Here is a 16,939-nt window from a genome sequence, read left to right on the forward strand (position 1 = left end):
CCTAGGGGGTATGTGGGAAGGGAGTGCGCGCCCCCACACCCCCCCCCCCCCCCCCCACCACCGCGACACCGCCGCCCCGGCCCGGGGCGGCCGCCCGGCCCCCGCCCCCCCCCCCCCCCCCCCCCCCCCCCCCCCCCCCCCCCCCCCCCCCCCCCCCCCCCCCCACTGCTGCTGTTGCTGCTGTCGTGGCTGCCGCTGGGGCTGTCCGCGCACTCGCTGCTGGCATTGCTGGTGGGCGTGGTGGTGCTGGACCTGGCTGCGCAGCTGCTGCACGTCAGCAACCAGAACCTGATCTATGCGCTGCAGCCTGCGGCACGCAATCGCCTCAATGCCGGTTACATGACCGGCTACTTCATCGGCGGTTCGCTGGGTTCGCTGCTGTCGGCGCAGGTCTACCAGCGCTTCGGCTGGACCGGCGTCTGCGTGGCCGGTGCTGCCGTGGCCGTGCTGGCGCTGCTGCTGTGGCTGCCCGGCGCGCTGCGTGCACGCCAGGCCTCGATGGCCGACTAGAAGCTGCCCTGCAGCGCCAGCTCCCATCGCCCACCGGCGTTGCCGGGGAACAGGCGCTTGGCTGCGTTGTCCGTGTCGTGAACGGTGGCACGCAGCTCCCACGCCGGCGTCAACGTGGCAATGGCACTGAGCTGGCCATGCAGGTAATCCGGTCCCTGTGCGGTGGCCAGCCAGTACTGGCCCACCGCCGCTTCCAGACGGACGCGCTCGTGCAGCGGCACACGCACACCGAGCTGGGCATAGGTACCACGATGGCCACCGGCCAGCGCATCGTTGGAGTGCGCGACCTGCAGCCAGGCGCGCTGCTTCCAGGTCAGCGTGGTGTTGAGTTCGGTCCAGTCCAGCGCGCGGCCGGTGCCTGGATACACGTAGCGCGTCAGGTTGGCATCCAGCGTCCAGTCCGTGGCCAGCGCGCCCGACCAGCCAGCAACCAGATCGAATTCGCTGCGCGCGCCGTTGTCCGGTTTGAACGAAACATTGGAACCCCACACGCTGGCGTACCAGCCCGATCCCACCGTGACCTTGGCGCCCGCCTGTACGGCCGGCTGGCCATCGCTCTGCGAGCTGCCACGCCACACGTAATCGCTGGTCAACGCCATGTTGCCGCTCACCTGCACCTGTGCCTGCGCGCTGCCGATGCCAAGCAGCCCTGCCAGCGCGGCCACCGCCGCCGCCATTGTCCCCTTGCTGTTCACTGCACTGTTTTCCTCGTCGAAGGCGGTCTGGCCGCCGGGACGGCAGTGTCGGAGGAGGGGCCGTAACGGATCGAGGGTGCTGCCGGGTCCGCAGCGCAAATTCGGCGTAAATCCAGCAGACCGGGGCCGGGCACCACCGGCGCGGTATCATGGCGCCCTGTTCAAAGGGACCAACTGCGTGGATGCCATCCTGACTCCGGTATCGATCGGCGAGCTGATCGACAAGATCACCATTCTCGAGATCAAGGCCGAGCGCATCGATGATGCCGCCAAGCTGGCCAACGTACGCACCGAGCTGGACGGCCTGCTTCCCTTGTTGCAGCAGCAGCTGCAGGCACAGCCGGCGCTGGCCGTGCTGAAGCAGCAGCTGAAGGCGATCAACGAGCGCATGTGGGACATCCAGGACCAGCTGCGCGACAAGGAAGCGGCCCAGGTGTTCGACGATGCCTTCATCCAGCTGGCACGCGGTGTCTATGGCACCAATGGCGAGCGCGTGCAGGTGAAGAACGAGATCAACCGGGTGGCAGGTTCGGCGCTGGTGGAGGAGAAGCAGTACCAGGGCGAGTAGTTGCCCCTCAATCCGCTTCGATCAGATGGCGGAAGCGGAACAGCTCGCTATCGTTGCGGATGCCCAGCTTGCGATAGGCCGCGCGCTTCTGCGTGCTGATGGTGCTGGGCGAACGACCGCAGCGGCGTGCCATCTCGCCGGTACTGCCCCCACGCAACACCCATTGCAGGACCATTCGTTCGCGCATGCTCAATCGCAGTGGACGCATGGACTGCTGGCGCTGCCGGCGTGACTGGTTCAATTGCGCTCGCAGTTCCGGCGGCACGAAGCGTCCACCACGGCCCACCACGCTCAATGCCCGCAGCAGCATCTGTGGGGCGCAGGTCTTGGACAGGAACCCGCGCGCCCCCGCCTGCAGTGCCCTGGCCACGACACCAGCGTTACAGTGCGCCGACAGCACCAGAATCGGCATTGCCGGCCAGTGCAGCGATACGTGGCGCAGCAGTTCAAGGCCTTCTCCGCTGTCGCCGATCGGCAATGCATCAACCAGCAGCAGATCGATCGCAGCCTCCTGTTGCCTCAGGCGTTGCAGCAGGTCACCGCTGCAGCCAAAGCTCCCTTCCACGCGCAGGCCCGCCTGCTTCGCCAGAAGTTCCTGTACGCCATGCCGCAGCAGTGGGTGCGGATCCAGCAGCAACAACCGGCGGGGAGGATCGCGGGGCGACTGGAACGTGGGCATCTTTGCATTCCTGCAGAACAGGCCACCCACCCTAGGGTGGAGTTGGCGCGTGCGGAATCCAATTCGTTGCAATGCCGTGGCCCCGGCGTGACTCGGTCAGATGGCGTTTGCCCGGCCGGATACGCAACAGGCCCGGCATGAGCCGGGCCTGTCGAGGCATCTTCAGCGCGCAGGCGCGCCGAGGAAGCAATTACCAGCTGAAACGCGGGCCGACGGTGTATTCCTTGTCGCCATCGCGGTTCATCTTCAGCTCGCCGTTCAGGCCCCAGTTCTGGTTCAGCTTGACCTGACCACCCAGGCGGCCGTACCACTGGCCTTCCGGATTGATGCCGTGCTTCTTCGAGAAATCTTCGTAGCCGACCATGCCGTAGACTTCGGCGTGGGCACCGAAGGCGGTGCGGATACCAGCTTCAGCGCTGTAGCCGTTGAAGTCCAGGCCGTGCTTCTGGTCGCGCTTCTGGTAAGCAACGCGGGCAACGAAGTCGGTGGTCGGAGCGATTTCAACGTTGTAGCCGGCGCCGATCTTCCACTGGTCCAGCTTGATGTTGGTGTGGTCGATTTCCTGGCGGCTGTACTCACCGAACGCGTGGAAGTTCGGCAGGAAGCCGTACGAACCCTTCACGCCCCAGCCGTCGGCCTTGAACGCGTCGATGTCGGTCTTGGCGTAGTCGGCTTCGGCGTAGTTGTAGGACAGGTTCTCAGCAGCCGAGGCGGTGAACGGCAGGGCAGCGGCCAGGGCCAGAGCAATCAGCGAATTCTTCATGGGGGTACACCTTTACTTTCTTATGGTGTGCAGCAGCGCCAGGGCGCCATCGCATCGGGAATGTAAATTCTCCGTTATTCGCCACAACGCTCCCTGAAAGCAGCCGTCTTCGCATTGCTGAATTTTTGGGCTTGATTCAGGCTTCGTCTGGCATACGCGCGCGGCGCGCGTGCATTTGTGATTCGTCGCCGACTGCATCAGGAGGTTGCCTTGCACGTTTCCGATCCGCTGCTGATGTCTGTTCGCGCCGCCCTCCTGGCCTGCGCTTCCCTGTTTCCGATCCATGCTGCGCACGCGCTGCAGGCGGCTGACTACCAGCGCGCCGAACGCGTGCATGACAGTCATCTGCGCGGTGCGCTGCGCAATGCTTCGGTCCTGCCCCACTGGCTGGCGGATGGGCGCTTCTGGTACGAACGCGAAGACACACAGGGCCGGCGCCAGGCGATACTGGTCGATCCAATCCAGGCTACGCGCCAGATCCTGTTCGAACCCGATGCGCTGGGCGCCGCAGTTGCACCGCTGGGTGCCAGCGGGCCACGCCTGCGCTTGAACAACGTGCAGGTACTGGATGATGGCCTGCGCCTGCAGTTCAACGGCGAAGCGGAGATCAACTGCCAATGGCCACGCCTGCAGTGCACGGCCGCACAACAGGCGTTGCCGCCGGCTGATGCACTGCCGTCGCCCGGCGGTGATGCCTGGCTGCAGGTACGCGACCACAACCTGTGGCTGCAGCGCTCTGGAGCGGCGCCGCAGGTACTGACCCACGGCGGTGAAACCGGGCATGGCTATGGCGTACTGCCGGACTTCACCCTGCGCGGCATTCCACGCCGTCAGGGCCGGATGCCGGCACGACCGTTCGCGGTGAGCTGGTCACCCGATGGCCGTTACGCAGCCGGCATCCGCTACGACGAACGCGCGCTGCAGGACTATCCCTATCTGGAAAGCAGCCCGACCCACAGCGCGCGGCCGCGCGTGCATGCCGTGAAGCTGGGGGTACTGGGCGATGCACAGCAGGTCCGCGACAGCCTGTATGTGATCGATATCCCCAGCGGCAGGCAGCATGACATCGCGCTGCCCGAGGGCTGGAACACGCTCAGCGAGGCCGGCATCCTGGGTTGGGACGGTGATCGGTTGTATGCCGTGATCGCGCACTTCGGCACGCCGCGCAGGCTGCGCCTGGTGGAGATCGATGCCAACAGCGGTGCATTGCGCACGGTTCTGGAAGAAGCCAGCGACACTCGCCTGCAGCTCAACGTGTATTCCTACAACCGACCAGCGGTGGCGATCCTGCCCGGGCAGGACACCGCCGTGTGGTTCTCGCAGCGCGATGGCTGGGGCCATCTGTACCGGGTGCGCCTGTCCGACGGCAAAGTGCTGCGCCAGCTCACCCGCGGCAAATGGGTGGTGCGTGACCTGCTGGGTGTGGACGCTGGGGGTGGCTGGGCGTACTTCAGCGCCGGTGGCGTCGACGGTGGCGACCCCTACGTGCGAGGCCTGTACCGGGTATCGCTGCAGGGCGGTCCGATCCAGCGCCTGGCCGCCGATGGCAACGACCACATGGCCGATGCCGGTACCGGCGCGCTGTTCGGGGCACGCGCGCCGCAGGCGCTGTCGCCGGGCGGCGGCTATCTGGTGGATACCGTTTCCCGTCTCGACCAGCCACCACGCACCGTGCTGCGGGCCAGCGATGACGGCCGTGAAGTGATGGTGCTGGAAACAGCCGATGACAGCGCGATCGTTGCTGCCGGTTGGCGCCCACCACGGCGCGAGCGGCTGCTGGCCGCCGATGGGCGCACGCCGATCTTCGCCACCGTCTACCTGCCCCGTGACTATCGCGATGACGGCAGCTTCCCGGTGATCGACGCGATGTACGGTGGTTCCTTCATCAGCAATGCACCGGTGACCTACGCCGAGGCGGTGTCTGCCTTGAACCCGGTGGCACGCGCCAGCCTGGCCGAACTCGGCTTCATGGTGGTCAGCATCGATGCGCGTGGCACCGGTGGCCGCGACAAGGCATTCCATGACAGCAGCTTCCTGCGCGCCGCCGATGTGCAGCTGGATGACCATGTGGCTGCGCTGCGCCAGCTGGGCGAACGCTACCCGGGCATCGACCTGCAGCGGGTCGGCATCTATGGGCATTCGTTCGGCGGCTACAGCGCAGCGCGCGCCCTGCTGCGCTATCCGGCGTTCTACAAGGTAGGCGTGGCCTCGGCCGGCAGCCACAATTTCCAGGGCATCTACGGCGGCGCCCTGCACGGCATGGACCGGCTGTTCGGTGGCGTGCTGCCAGCTACGGCCATGGCGGATGGCGTGCCGGCGCCCTTTGCCGGGCTCGACAATGCGGCACTGGCCGGCAACCTGCGCGGGCATCTGCTGCTGGTCTATGGCGAACTGGACGAGAACGCGCCACCGGCGCTGACCCTGCAGCTGGCCGCCGCCCTGAACAAGGCCCAGCGCAGCTACGACCTGCTGTACCTGGCCCGGCAGGACCACGAACTGTTCCGCAACGACGCCACCTACACGCACCGCATGTGGGACTACTTCGTGCGCCACCTGGCCGGCCAGCAGCCACCGGATACGGTGCTGGCGCCGCTGCCCGGCGGTCCGGGCTGAACAGGCGCACACAGGATGTCGATCCACGACGCCCTGGTTCGTCGGGTACTTGAAGGCCGTGCATGCGGCACGGTCCATCCGGAGGCAGGCAATGAGCTACATCGATGGTTTCGTCCTGGCGGTGCCCACCGCCAACAAGGAGAAGTTCCTCGCCCACGCACGCACAGGGGATCCCGTCTTCATCGAATACGGCGCGCTGCGCGTGGTCGAGTGCTGGGGAGACGACGTGCCGCACGGCAAGACCACCGACTTCTTCGGCGCAGTGAAAGCCACGCCAGACGAGACGGTGGTGTTTTCGTGGATCGAATGGCCGGACAAGCCGACCCGCGACGCCGGCATGAAGAAGATGATGGAAGACCCGCGGTTTGATCCTGCGAGGAATCCGATGCCGTTCGACGGCGCGCGGATGATCTACGGCGGCTTCGTGCCGATCTACGAACTGACCCGCTGAACCGGGCGGACGTGCTCAGCGCGCGTCCGTTTCTTCGCTGGCGGAGGCATGGCCGGCGCCCAGGGCGGCGCCGGCGCCGAGGCCCACGCCGCCCATGCCGGCTCCCACTCCGCCACCGCCACTTCCACCACCACCCGCACGACCGCCCTTGGCATCGCCGTCGTTGCGGCCCTTGCCGCCACCACTGGCACCGGGCCGGGTCGGCCCCTGCGGTGGAATCTGCAGGTCGGCCGGAATCGGCGCCAGATCCAGCGCCTCGCGCACGAAGTCGCGCAGCGAGACCACCAGTTCGTGGGTGTGCACCGGCCGCCCCTGTGCCAGTTCGTTGGCAGCGCGCGCGGCCAACCGCACCTGTTCGTCGGTGCCCAGCAACAGGATGTCCGACAACGCGGCCTCGACGGCATCACGGATGCGGCGCGCGCGATCCGAGCGGGGCTCGGCGATGCCCTCGGCATCTTCGCGCTGGCGCAGGTCACGGCGATGGCTGGGATCCACACCCAGTTCGCCGGTGAACGAACCGCCCAGGGTCTTGTAGGCCGCCATCAGCGTGCGCAGCCGTTCGTTGATCTGCCGGTTCTCGCGCTCGCGGCGCTGCTGCAGGGTCTGCATCACCAGCAGGCGGATGCCCACGCCCAGCAGGGTGATCAGGACCAGGCCGGCCAACGTGGACAGCACGCCCTGCCAGGAACTGAAGTCGATACCACGCATGCCCGGGGCTCCGGCGGAAGAACCTGCATCTTGCCCCAGACCGCGTCCCAGAAACGCGAAAGGCCCCACCACCCGGGGGGTGGCAGGGCCTTCGGTCACGGCGCGATTACTTGCGCTTGGCGACCTTGCGCACGGCCTTCTTGGCCGGAGCCTTCTTGGCGGCGACCTTCTTCAGCGGCGCAGCCTTCTTGGCGACAGTCTTGCGGGTGGCGGCAACCTTCTTGCCAACTGCCTTCTTGGCAACGGCGGCCTTCTTGCCGACAACCTTCTTGGCAGCAGCGGTCTTCCTGGTGGCAACCTTCTTGGTGGCAGCAACCTTCTTGCCAACAACCTTCTTGGCAGCGGCGGTCTTCTTGGTGGCGACCTTCTTGGTGGCGGCAACCTTCTTGCCGACAACCTTCTTCGCAGCCACGGCCTTCTTGCCGGCGACCTTCTTGGCGGCGACGGTCTTCTTGGCCACAGCCTTCTTGGCGGTGGCGACCTTCTTGCCGACCACCTTCTTGGCGGCCGCGGTCTTCTTGGCAACGGTCTTCTTGGCGACGGCAGCCTTCTTGGTGGCGGCCTTTTTCACGGTGGCGACCTTCTTGCCGGCAGCCTTGGTGGTCTTCTTGGCAGCAGCAGCCTTCTTGGTCACGGTCTTGCCGGCAGCCGCCTTCTTCTTGGCCACTTCCTTCTTCAGGGCAGCGGCTTCGGCCTTGGCGTTCTTCTTGGCCGCTTCCAGCTTCTGCTTGGCCTTGGCAACGGTCTTGCCGACCGACTTGGCAGCCTTCTCGGCCTTCTTGGCAACGGTCTTCTCGACCTTGGCCACGGCCTTCTTGGCCTTGGCAACGCGGGTACCGGCAGCCTTGGTGGCGCGCTTGACGGTCTTCTTGACCGACTTCACTGCGTCTTCGGCAGCGTGGGCGATGGTCTCGCCAACGTTGGTGGCGGTTTCTTTGACGTTCTCGACGGCGTCGGTCACGACCGACACACCATTACCGTTGCTCATGTTGCCCTCCTGGGGGCCTTAAGTATCAAAACGGGGCGATGCTATACCGACATTGACGATCGTGGAACGGGTGATGCGCCAGCAATCGCATCTGCTGCGACGACAATGGTGTAGTCGACCCCCCCTCGCGTTGCGGCAGGTTTTCAGGAAACCCCTTTTTTTAAGGACTGTGCGCCGCCGCCCACCGGGTTGATCGTCGCCGCTGCGCGCACCTGCGCACGTGCAACGGCAGGCATGCGTTGTGGCGCAGTGCGGCACCTCCCTGCGCGGAACTGCGCAAGTATCCGACTGCGTCCGCGCGGCGAAGGGTGGCTCTCGGAGGTGTCCTGATCATCTCGATGGGTGTCGCCGCGGGTCAGGTGCCCGGCTCTCGACGCACCGTTCGCATACCTGTTTTTCATGGCGCATTTATCCAGATCGCGACACACTCATTCAGCTTGTTTTACCGTAGAGACGAACCGCCCCCCCTTCCCGCCAGCGAACCGACTCCCATGCGACCGCTACCTACCCTGCTCACGCTCGCAATCGCCGCCGCCTTCGGTGGCTTCGTTGCCACCGGCATCAACGCCCACCTGGACAACCGTGCCGATGCCGCACCGCTTCCGGCGGTGGTACCGACCATGGCGGCTCTGCCGGCTGCAGTGGCCGGGCAGCAGGTGCCGTCACTGGCACCCATGCTGGAGAAGGCGATGCCGGCGGTGGTCAGCGTCAACACCAAGCAGGTGGTTCGCGTGCGCAACCCCTTCTTCAACGACCCGTTCTTCCGGCGCCTGTTCCCGGACATCCCGCAGGAACGCATCAACGAATCGCTGGGCTCGGGCGTCATCATCGACGCCAAGGAGGGCCTGGTGCTGACCAACCACCATGTCATCGACAACGCCGATGACGTTCAGGTGACGTTGGCCGATGGGCGTACGGTCAAGGCGGAGTTCCTCGGCTCCGACCGCGACACCGACATCGCGCTGATCCGCATCCCGGCGCAGAACCTGACCGACATCAAGCTCGGCAACAGCGACCAGCTGCGGGTGGGCGACTTCGTGGTGGCCATCGGCAATCCGTTCGGCTTCAGCCAGACGGTCACCTCCGGCATCGTCTCGGCGGTGGGCCGCAGCGGCATCCGCGGGCTGGGCTACCAGAACTTCATCCAGACCGACGCGTCGATCAACCCGGGCAACTCGGGTGGCGCGCTGGTCGACCTGCAGGGCCAGCTGGTCGGCATCAACACGGCCAGCTTCAACCCGCAGGGCAGCATGGCCGGCAACATCGGCCTGGGCCTGGCGATTCCCTCGAACCTGGCGCGCAGCGTGGTCGACCAGCTGGTCAAGCACGGCGTGGTGGTACGCGGCACGCTGGGCGTGGAAAGCCAGAACCTGACCGCACAGATCGCGCAGGGCCTGGGCCTGGGCGAAACCCGCGGTGCGCTGATCACCCGCGTGCTGGCCGGTTCGGCCGCCGCCGCGGCCGGCCTGAAGCCGGGCGACGTGGTGGTGTCGGCCAATGGCCAGCGCGTGGACAGCGCCGAAGCCCTGCACAACGTGGAAGGCCTGGCGGCGGTCGGCAGCCCGTTGACGCTGGACGTACGCCGCGAAGGCAAGCCGCTGCAGATCAAGGCGACACTGAAGGAACAGGCACGCGCGGTCACCGGCGACAGCCTGGACCCGCGCCTGGGTGGGGCCACCTTTGTCGACCTGCCCGAGTCGCTGCGCCAGTCAGGCGCCAGCGGCGTGCTGGTCAGCGAGGTCAAGCGGGGCAGCCGCGCCGCCAGCAACGGCCTGCAGCAGGGCGACATCATCACCGATGCCACCGTGGGTGAATTCGCCGACCTGGCCAGCTGGCGTGCCAACTTCCAGCAGCGCCCGCCGACGCTGGTGCTGCGCGTGCTGCGCAACAATGGCCAGCAGCAGGGCCAGCTCGTGATGCGCTGATCGCCCTGCCGTAACACCCCCTATACCCCGGCAATGCTATTGCTGTCAGTCCAGGTCGGCACCGCCGACCCCGTTCCCCCATCGCAACAGGAGTGATTCGATGAGCCCCACCAATACCGAGAACCTGAAGGAACACCTGGGTGAAGCCGGTTCCCACCTGAAGCAGGCCGCTACGGCCGCCGGCGGTGCGATCAAGGGTGCAACCGGTGCAGCGACCGACGAGCTTCGCATCGGCAAGGCCAACGTCAAGGCTGAATTGTCCGACAGCGCACTGTCCGGCCTGGCCGCCGCCGAGTTCGGCGGTGCCGCCGCCAAGGAACAGGTCGATGCGCTGATGGACAAGGGCAAGGACCTGATCGACAGCGCCGCCGAACTGATCCGCGAACGTCCGCTGGCCTCGTTCGGCGTCGCCTTCGCAGCCGGCTGGATCATCGCCAAGCTGGCCCGCGGCAGCAGCGACAAGTAAGCCGCAGCGTGAGCGAAAACAACACGCAAGCGCCTGATCCGGCGGCCACCCCGCCGCTGGATGAGAGCATCCGCCAGGTCGGCGCGGCCGGTCGTGCCGCTGCCGATTCGGCCAAGCACACCGTGCGCTCGCTGCGCCGGTTGGCTTCGGCCGACTTCGCGCTGGCCCGCAGTGCGTTCGGTCGTGCGCTGGCCTGGGCCGGCGTGGCGATCGTATTTGGTGCCTCGGCGTGGCTGCTGATGGCCGCCACCCTCATCGCACTGCTGGAGAGCTGGGGCCTGAGTTGGCTGCAGGCCCTGCTGATTACCTCGCTGCTGAGCCTGGCCATCACCGGCTATGCGATCTGGCGGGTGTCGTACTTCTTCCACCACACCGGCATGCATGCCACCCGGCGCCAGCTGTCACGCCTGGGCCTGTTCGACGAGCCCAGCGAAGACGACCCCGATGCCGGCGTGCAGCTGCCCGAGGGCAAGCCATGAAGTTCGGTGCGCTGCAGCGGCGGGTGAAACGCTGCGAACAGGTGGTGACCGTGCGCCTGGGCGAGACCCAGGACCACTGGTCCACGCTCAGCCAGGTCTGGCGACAGGGGTGGTCGCCGCTGCGCATCGTGGTGGTCGGCCTGGCCGGTGGCTTCATCGCCGGCAAGCTGGAAGTGCCGGGCAAGGTCAATGGTGCCCGCTGGCTGCAGATGGTCGGTTCGGTCTCGAACCTCTTTGCCAGCGCACAGGCGGCATTTGCCACGGCGATGGCGGCGCAGGCCGCGGCCACTGCCGACGACGCGGCCGAGGAAGCCGACGAGGCCAGCGAACAGGCACAGGCGGCAACGTCGGCGACCGCCGAGCGACCTGCGCCGGCAGCGCGGCCCGTGCCCGAACCGGAACTGCGCGAACCGCGGCCGGCCGAAGCGGCCACCGAGCTGTCCGAACGTTGATGCGTGTAATCCGCCGCGCCGATCGCGGCCGGCGGATAATGCGCTCCCCTTTCCGGTTGATGCGTCGATGAGCGAGTCCCCCCTGTCCCCGTCACCGGCCGGTCCCGAGCAGCCCGACGCACCGCTGCCCGCGCCGTCGCGTCCGCGCGGGCCGATGTCGCTGGTGGTGCTGGCGACCCTGGCGGTGGGCTACACGCTGTGGGCCGCGCAGGACATCATCCTGCCGGTGCTGCTGGCGGTGTTCTTCGCGCTGGTCGGCAATCCGATCCTGCGCCTGCTGCAGAAACTGTGGATTCCGCGTGCGCTGGGCGCACTGCTGATCCTCGGCGCCGGCCTGGGCGTGACCGGTTCGCTGGCGGTGCAGCTGATCGGTCCGGCCATGGACTGGGCACAGGAAGCGCCGCAGCAGCTGCGCAAGGTGGCGCGCCAGGTGCAGGACCTGACCAAGCCGGTGCAGCAGGCCAACCAGGCGGCGGAGAACTTCGCCCGCGTGGCCGGCGGTGACAGCAACCACAAGGTGCAGGTGATCCGCACCCAGATGGACGACCCCTACCGCATGCTGACCCGCGCGCCACGTCTGGCCGCCTCGGTGCTGGCGGTGGTGCTGCTCACGCTGTTCTTCATGATCTATGGGCAGAGCCTGCAGCGCGCGGCCATCGCCCTGTTCCCGAACCGCCAGCAGCAGCGATTCACCAGTGACATCCTGCGTTCGATCGAGCGCGAGGTCTCGCGCTATGTGCTGACCATCAGCGTTATCAATACGCTGGTCGGGTTGGTGTTCGCTGGCGTGCTGATGCTGTTCGGCATCGGCCTGCAGGAGGCGTTGCTGTGGGGCACGGTGGCCGCACTGCTGAATTTCGCCCCCTACGTGGGCCCGCTGATCGGCGTGGCGCTGATGCTGCTGATGGGCTTCGTCGAGTTCCGCGACCCGCTGCAGGCACTGCTGCCGGCCGCCGCCTACCTGGCCCTGCACACCCTGGAAGGGCAGATGGTGACCCCGATCGTGCTGGGCCGTCGCATGAAGCTGTCGCCGCTGGTGCTGATCCTGGCACTGATGGTGTTCGGCTGGGCCTGGGGCATGATCGGGCTGCTGCTGGCGGTGCCGCTGCTGGTCTGCATCAAGCTGGTGCTGGCGCGGCTGGACGGCATGCAGGGCTGGGCAAGGCTGCTGGAATGAGCCGGCCTGAAGACAGGTAACGCAGGCCACAGGAACAGGAGCAAGGGCATAACTGGCAGGCAACCTGCGCCGCCCCGAACCCGGCTGCCCCGCCCGCCGCGCCGCATGAAAGGCCGCGCGGGCAGGTAGAATGGCGGGGTGAATTTCCCCGTCCAAGCCATCACCCTCGACCTTGACGACACGCTGTGGCCGTTCGCTCCGATCGGCGCCCGCATCGAACAGGTCCTGCACGCGTGGATGCGCGAACACAGCCCGGCCACCGCTGCGATGTATCCGGTGGCGGCGATGCGCAAACTGCGCGAGCGGCTGTACCACGCCCATCCGCACCTCCACCACGACCTGAGCGCACTGCGCCGGCTGACCCTGCACGAAGCGCTGCACACCAGTGGCGCCAGCCTCGATCTGCTGGAACCGGCGTATGAGGTGTTCTACGCCGCGCGCAACCAGGTCGAGTGCTACCCGGATGCAATCGACGCGCTGGCGCGTATCGCCGCGCGGGTGCCGGTAGCGGCGTTGAGCAACGGCAATGCCGACCTGGAACGGATCGGCCTGGCCCATCATTTCGTCTTCCAGCTGGGTTCGCGCGAACACGGCGCGGCCAAGCCCGAGGCCAGCATCTTCCACGCCGCCTGCACCCGTCTGGGTGTGGCGCCGGCCCAGGTACTGCACGTCGGCGACCACGCCGAGATGGACGTGGCCGGAGCGATTGCCGCCGGCCTGCGCGGCTGCTGGATCAACCGCGAGGCTGCCACCTGGACCCATCCGCAACTGCAGCCGGACCTGCAGTTCGACACCCTTACCGGCCTGGCCGACTGGTTGGACGCCAACCTCGACGCCGCCGCACCCCGGAGTATCTGACGCATGAGCGAGATCACTGGTTTCACCGCCGACACCGCCGCGGCGCTGCCGTTGTACGTGCTGGACCGCGAGCAGTTCGCCGCGTGGAAGGACGGCCAGCCGGCTGCCACCCAGGCATGGCTGGCATCGCAGGGCTTCAACGCCGGCGCCCACAGCGTGGCGCTGCTGCCGGGCACCGATGGCCTGGCCGGTGCCGTGATGGGCGTGGGTGATCGTGGCGATGCCTACAGCTATGCGCATGCGCCGCACGCGCTGCCCGAAGGCAGCGTCTGGCAGCTGGCCAATGAACTGCCGGCCGCCGAACTGGCGCTGCTGCAGCTGGGCTGGGGCCTGGGCAGCTACCGCTTCGACCGCTACCGCAAGCGCAACCGCGCACCGGCGCAGCTGGTGGCTGCACCGTCCGGCGAAGTGGCCGACCTGATCGCCGCCAGCCTGCGCGTGCGCGACTGGGTCAACACCCCGACCGAAGACATGGGCCCGCAGCAGCTGGAAGACGCCGCACGCGCCCTGGCCGATGCACATGGCGCGCAGGTCGAGGCGATCACCGGCGATGAGCTGCTGAAGCAGAACTTCCCGGCCATCCACGCCGTGGGTCGCGCTTCGCACCGTGCGCCACGCCTGGTCGTGCTGCGCTGGGGCAAGGACACCGATCCGGCGCTGGTGCTGGTCGGCAAGGGCGTGTGCTTCGATACCGGCGGCCTGGACATCAAGCCCGCCGACGGCATGCGCAACATGAAGAAGGACATGGGCGGCGCCGCACACGCGCTGGCCCTGGCCGGCCTGGTGATGGCGCGCGGGCTGCCGGTGCGCCTGATCCTGCTGGTGCCGGCGGTGGAAAACGCGATCGGTCCGGATGCGTTCCGTCCAGGCGAAGTGATCGCTACCCGCAAGGGCCTGAGCGTGGAGATTGACAACACCGACGCCGAGGGCCGCGTGATCCTGTGCGACGCGCTGACCTTCGCCGGCGAGCAGAAGCCGGACCTGGTGCTGGACTTCGCCACCCTCACCGGTGCCGCGCGCATCGCACTGGGCCCGGACCTGCCGGCACTGTTCAGCAACGACGACACGGTGGCCCAGCAGTGGCTGCAGGCCGGTGATGCAACCCGCGACCCGGTCTGGCGCATGCCACTGTGGCGCCCCTACCTGCGCTACCTGAGCAGCGGCATCGCCGATCTGGCCAACGCCGGTTCGCGCATGGCCGGCTCGGTCACCGCCGCGCTGTACCTGGAACGCTTCCTGGAAGACGGCCAGCGCTGGGCGCACCTGGACGTGTATGCCTGGAACGACGGCGAACGCCCGGGCCGTCCCGCCGGTGGCGAAGCGCTGGCGCTGCGCTCGGCATGGGCGATGCTGAAGGCGCGTTACAGCTGATCGGGTGGGTGCCGACCTTGGTCGGCACGCCGTACCCGACCCGACCGCCGGGGCAGGCATGGGCACGGTAGAGTCGACTGTTAGTCGACTGCTCTTGGATCCGACTGCTCTTGGATCCGGCTGCTCTTCAAACCGACTGCTCTTCAATTGGAACCGGCCGTGAAAACCCCGCGCTGCGCGCGCGAGTCGACTGACAGTCGACTCTACCGGGGCGTTGGCAGGGCTGGAAGTTTGACGAAAAATTGAATTTCGGCCGCGGCCGGGTTCTGCGAGGATGTGTGGGTCGACCACCCACACGCTCCGTGAAGGCAGGACTCCGACCATGTCGCTCTTCCGCTACACCCGCGCCGGCCAGACGCCGGGCGCACCACGCAAGCATTCACCCCTGCTCTGGATCGCACTGATCGCGCTCATCCTGGGTGCGGTCGCGTTGGCCTTCGCCTGGCTGGCCGGATGGATTGGCGGCCGCCTGACCGCGCAGCGCTTCACCGACACCATCGAAGCCACCGGCCCGGCTCATCCCGGGTTCCGCCGTGCGCACAGCAAAGGCGTGTGCGTGAGCGGCTGGTTCGAACCAAGCGCGCAGGCTCCCACCCTGTCCAGTGCACGGGTGTTCTCGCAGCGCCGCGTGCCGGTGATGGGGCGGCTGTCGATCGGCGGCGGCGATCCCTACGGCGCCGACAACACCGCACGCGTCCGCAGCATCGCGGTGCAGATGGTCAGTGATGATGGCCAGGAATGGCGCATGGCGATGAACAGCTTCCCGTTCTTCGCCGTGCCCAACGCCGAGGCGTTCTACGCGCAGACGCGTGCCTCCATTCCCGACACGGCCACCGGCAAGCCGGACCCACAGAAGATGGCGGCAGTGCTGGCGAAATACCCCAGTGCGCAGGCGTTCCAGCAGTGGGCCAAGACCGCACCGTGGACCAGCAGCTGGGCCGACACCACCTTCAACAGCGTCAACAGCTTCTGGTTCACCAATGCACAGGGCCAGAAGCGTGCGGTGCGCTGGCGCTGGCAGCCGCAGGCGGCAGTGGTGGAGATGGATGCGGAAACGCGCAAGCAGGCCAGCGTCGATTTCCTCAGCCAGGAACTGCAACAGCGCCTGGCCAGCGGCCCGGTGCGCTGGAACCTGGTCGTGACCATCGCCGCGCCCGGCGATGCCATCGATGATCCATCGGTGCCGTGGCCCGCGTCGCGCGATGAGGTGGTGGCCGGCGTACTCAGCCTGGACCGCATGCAGTCGCAGGAGGAAGGCGCCTGCGGCCAGATCAACTTCGATCCGCTGATCCTGCCCAGCGGCGTGCGCGGCAGTGACGATCCGATCCTGGCTGCGCGTTCGGCCGTTTATTCGCAATCCTTCAACCGTCGCGAACGCGAGCGCGCCAGCGGCAATGTCGAGCAACCGAAGGAGGCCGCGCGATGAACACCCACAACGGCCACTTCAACCTGCTGGCGCGGGTGCTGCACTGGACCATGGCGCTGATGATCATCGCCATGCTGTTCATCGGCGTGACCATGGTCGCCTCGCTGCATCTGCGTCCCGTGCTGATCGACCTGCACCGCCCGCTGGGCATCGCGATCCTGTTGCTGGTGCTGCTTCGCCTGTACAACCGGCTGCGCCATCGCCCGCCGCCACTGCCGGCCGACCTGCCGGTGTGGCAGGTGATGGCGGCCAAGGCCTCGCACTGGATGCTGTATTCGCTGATGCTGGCGATGCCCTTGATCGGCTGGGCGATGCTGTCGGCGGGCGGTTACCCGATCGTGCTGTGGGGAGGCCTGCACCTGCCGCCGATCGTGCCGCACACCCCGGCGCTGTACGCCGCGTTGCGCAATGCGCACAGCCTGCTGGCATATGTGTTGTTCGCCACGGTGCTGATGCACGTGGGTGCAGCGCTGTTCCACCTGTGGGTGCGGCGCGATGGGGTGTTCCAGGCGATGGCGCGCGGGAAGGATTGAAGGGGCTCGCCGGGAGTTCCCGGCGGATCGTTTCCGCGACTGCGGAGGGGTGTCACTTTCTTTGCGCGCAAAGAAAGTAACCAAAGAAACGCTCCGCCGGCCGCGAGCCGACGTGCTTCGCACGCCGGTGCCCTGCGCTCCTCGATCCGTCGAGGGACGGCGCGGGAACTCGCTGCGCTCAGACACCCGCGCCTCTTCGCCCTCGCCGGACCTGCGGTGCTCGGCTCGCTCAAGGCGGACTTGAAGGTCAAGATCAATGGCAACAGCATCCACGCAT

18 protein-coding genes are annotated in these 16,939 nt (G+C 67.3%); 13 read left to right on the top strand and 5 right to left on the bottom strand.

Features of this window, described 5'->3' with window-relative positions:
* Positions 1 to 174 precede the first annotated feature (174 nt).
* Complete coding sequence (locus QRO91_RS17675) at positions 175 to 510, top strand: MFS transporter (protein WP_336621521.1); 336 nt, start codon at positions 175 to 177, stop codon at positions 508 to 510.
* Here QRO91_RS17675 and QRO91_RS17680 read toward each other — a convergent pair.
* Positions 507 to 1,205 carry a TorF family putative porin gene (locus tag QRO91_RS17680; protein ID WP_049429649.1) on the bottom strand — a complete coding sequence of 233 codons (699 nt, stop codon included), beginning with the start codon at positions 1,203 to 1,205 and terminating at the stop codon, positions 507 to 509. The genes QRO91_RS17675 and QRO91_RS17680 overlap by 4 nt on opposite strands.
* Before the next feature lie 178 nt (positions 1,206 to 1,383).
* On the opposite strand from QRO91_RS17680, the gene QRO91_RS17685 reads away from it, so the two are divergent.
* A complete protein-coding gene (locus tag QRO91_RS17685) occupies positions 1,384 to 1,773 on the top strand; it encodes a DUF6165 family protein (RefSeq protein ID WP_049429648.1) in 390 nt (129 codons plus the stop codon).
* Between the two features lie 7 nt (positions 1,774 to 1,780).
* On the opposite strand, the gene QRO91_RS17690 is transcribed toward QRO91_RS17685, so the two are convergent.
* Both QRO91_RS17690 and QRO91_RS17695 read right to left on the bottom strand, forming a co-directional pair.
* A complete protein-coding gene (locus QRO91_RS17690) occupies positions 1,781 to 2,452 on the bottom strand; it encodes a response regulator transcription factor (RefSeq protein WP_197619912.1) in 672 nt (223 codons plus the stop codon).
* Positions 2,453 to 2,642: 190 nt separating this feature from the next.
* Entirely contained in the window at positions 2,643 to 3,215 is a 573-nt protein-coding gene (locus QRO91_RS17695; RefSeq protein ID WP_032130335.1) for an Ax21 family protein, read from the bottom strand.
* Between the two features lie 210 nt (positions 3,216 to 3,425).
* On the opposite strand from QRO91_RS17695, the gene QRO91_RS17700 reads away from it, so the two are divergent.
* Both QRO91_RS17700 and QRO91_RS17705 read left to right on the top strand, forming a co-directional pair.
* Entirely contained in the window at positions 3,426 to 5,828 is a 2,403-nt protein-coding gene (locus QRO91_RS17700; RefSeq protein WP_197619911.1) for a DPP IV N-terminal domain-containing protein, read from the top strand.
* A gap of 91 nt (positions 5,829 to 5,919) precedes the next feature.
* Complete coding sequence (locus QRO91_RS17705; RefSeq protein WP_049429645.1) at positions 5,920 to 6,279, top strand: DUF1428 domain-containing protein; 360 nt, start codon at positions 5,920 to 5,922, stop codon at positions 6,277 to 6,279.
* Between the two features lie 15 nt (positions 6,280 to 6,294).
* On the opposite strand, the gene QRO91_RS17710 is transcribed toward QRO91_RS17705, so the two are convergent.
* Both QRO91_RS17710 and QRO91_RS17715 read right to left on the bottom strand, forming a co-directional pair.
* Positions 6,295 to 6,987 carry a hypothetical protein gene (locus QRO91_RS17710; protein ID WP_049429644.1) on the bottom strand — a complete coding sequence of 231 codons (693 nt, stop codon included), beginning with the start codon at positions 6,985 to 6,987 and terminating at the stop codon, positions 6,295 to 6,297.
* A 106-nt stretch (positions 6,988 to 7,093) separates the two neighbouring features.
* Positions 7,094 to 7,975: a hypothetical protein gene (locus tag QRO91_RS17715; protein WP_049429643.1), complete on the bottom strand. Its 882-nt coding sequence runs from the start codon at positions 7,973 to 7,975 to the stop codon at positions 7,094 to 7,096.
* A 491-nt stretch (positions 7,976 to 8,466) separates the two neighbouring features.
* Here QRO91_RS17715 and QRO91_RS17720 point away from each other — a divergent pair, with 491 nt between their 5' ends.
* From QRO91_RS17720 to QRO91_RS17760, 9 genes are all read left to right on the top strand, one after another.
* The gene (locus QRO91_RS17720; protein WP_049429642.1) at positions 8,467 to 9,900 is read left to right on the top strand and encodes a Do family serine endopeptidase; all 1,434 of its coding nucleotides are present in this window, start codon (positions 8,467 to 8,469) and stop codon (positions 9,898 to 9,900) included.
* 100 nt (positions 9,901 to 10,000) lie between these two features.
* Entirely contained in the window at positions 10,001 to 10,366 is a 366-nt protein-coding gene (locus QRO91_RS17725) for a hypothetical protein (RefSeq protein WP_004153835.1), read from the top strand.
* 8 nt (positions 10,367 to 10,374) lie between these two features.
* Positions 10,375 to 10,845, top strand: a complete 471-nt coding sequence (locus tag QRO91_RS17730) for a phage holin family protein (protein WP_049429641.1) — start codon at positions 10,375 to 10,377, stop codon at positions 10,843 to 10,845.
* Entirely contained in the window at positions 10,842 to 11,297 is a 456-nt protein-coding gene (locus QRO91_RS17735; protein WP_049429640.1) for a hypothetical protein, read from the top strand. The genes QRO91_RS17730 and QRO91_RS17735 overlap by 4 nt, the downstream gene beginning before the upstream one ends.
* A 67-nt stretch (positions 11,298 to 11,364) precedes the next feature.
* Positions 11,365 to 12,474, top strand: coding sequence for an AI-2E family transporter (locus QRO91_RS17740; RefSeq protein ID WP_049429639.1), 1,110 nt, complete (start codon positions 11,365 to 11,367; stop codon positions 12,472 to 12,474).
* Positions 12,475 to 12,612: 138 nt separating this feature from the next.
* Positions 12,613 to 13,332 (top strand): HAD family hydrolase, encoded by a 720-nt coding sequence (locus tag QRO91_RS17745; RefSeq protein WP_049429638.1) that lies wholly within the window; start codon positions 12,613 to 12,615, stop codon positions 13,330 to 13,332.
* 3 nt (positions 13,333 to 13,335) lie between these two features.
* Positions 13,336 to 14,703 carry a M17 family metallopeptidase gene (locus tag QRO91_RS17750; RefSeq protein ID WP_049429637.1) on the top strand — a complete coding sequence of 456 codons (1,368 nt, stop codon included), beginning with the start codon at positions 13,336 to 13,338 and terminating at the stop codon, positions 14,701 to 14,703.
* A 322-nt stretch (positions 14,704 to 15,025) separates the two neighbouring features.
* Positions 15,026 to 16,129, top strand: coding sequence for a catalase family peroxidase (locus QRO91_RS17755; protein ID WP_049429636.1), 1,104 nt, complete (start codon positions 15,026 to 15,028; stop codon positions 16,127 to 16,129).
* The gene (locus QRO91_RS17760; RefSeq protein WP_197619910.1) at positions 16,126 to 16,662 is read left to right on the top strand and encodes a cytochrome b; all 537 of its coding nucleotides are present in this window, start codon (positions 16,126 to 16,128) and stop codon (positions 16,660 to 16,662) included. Before QRO91_RS17755 ends, QRO91_RS17760 begins: the two co-directional genes overlap by 4 nt.
* The last annotated feature ends 277 nt before the right edge of the window (positions 16,663 to 16,939 follow it).

Source organism: Stenotrophomonas maltophilia group sp. Smal32, from assembly GCF_030237085.1.
GTDB lineage: Bacteria > Pseudomonadota > Gammaproteobacteria > Xanthomonadales > Xanthomonadaceae > Stenotrophomonas > Stenotrophomonas maltophilia_Q.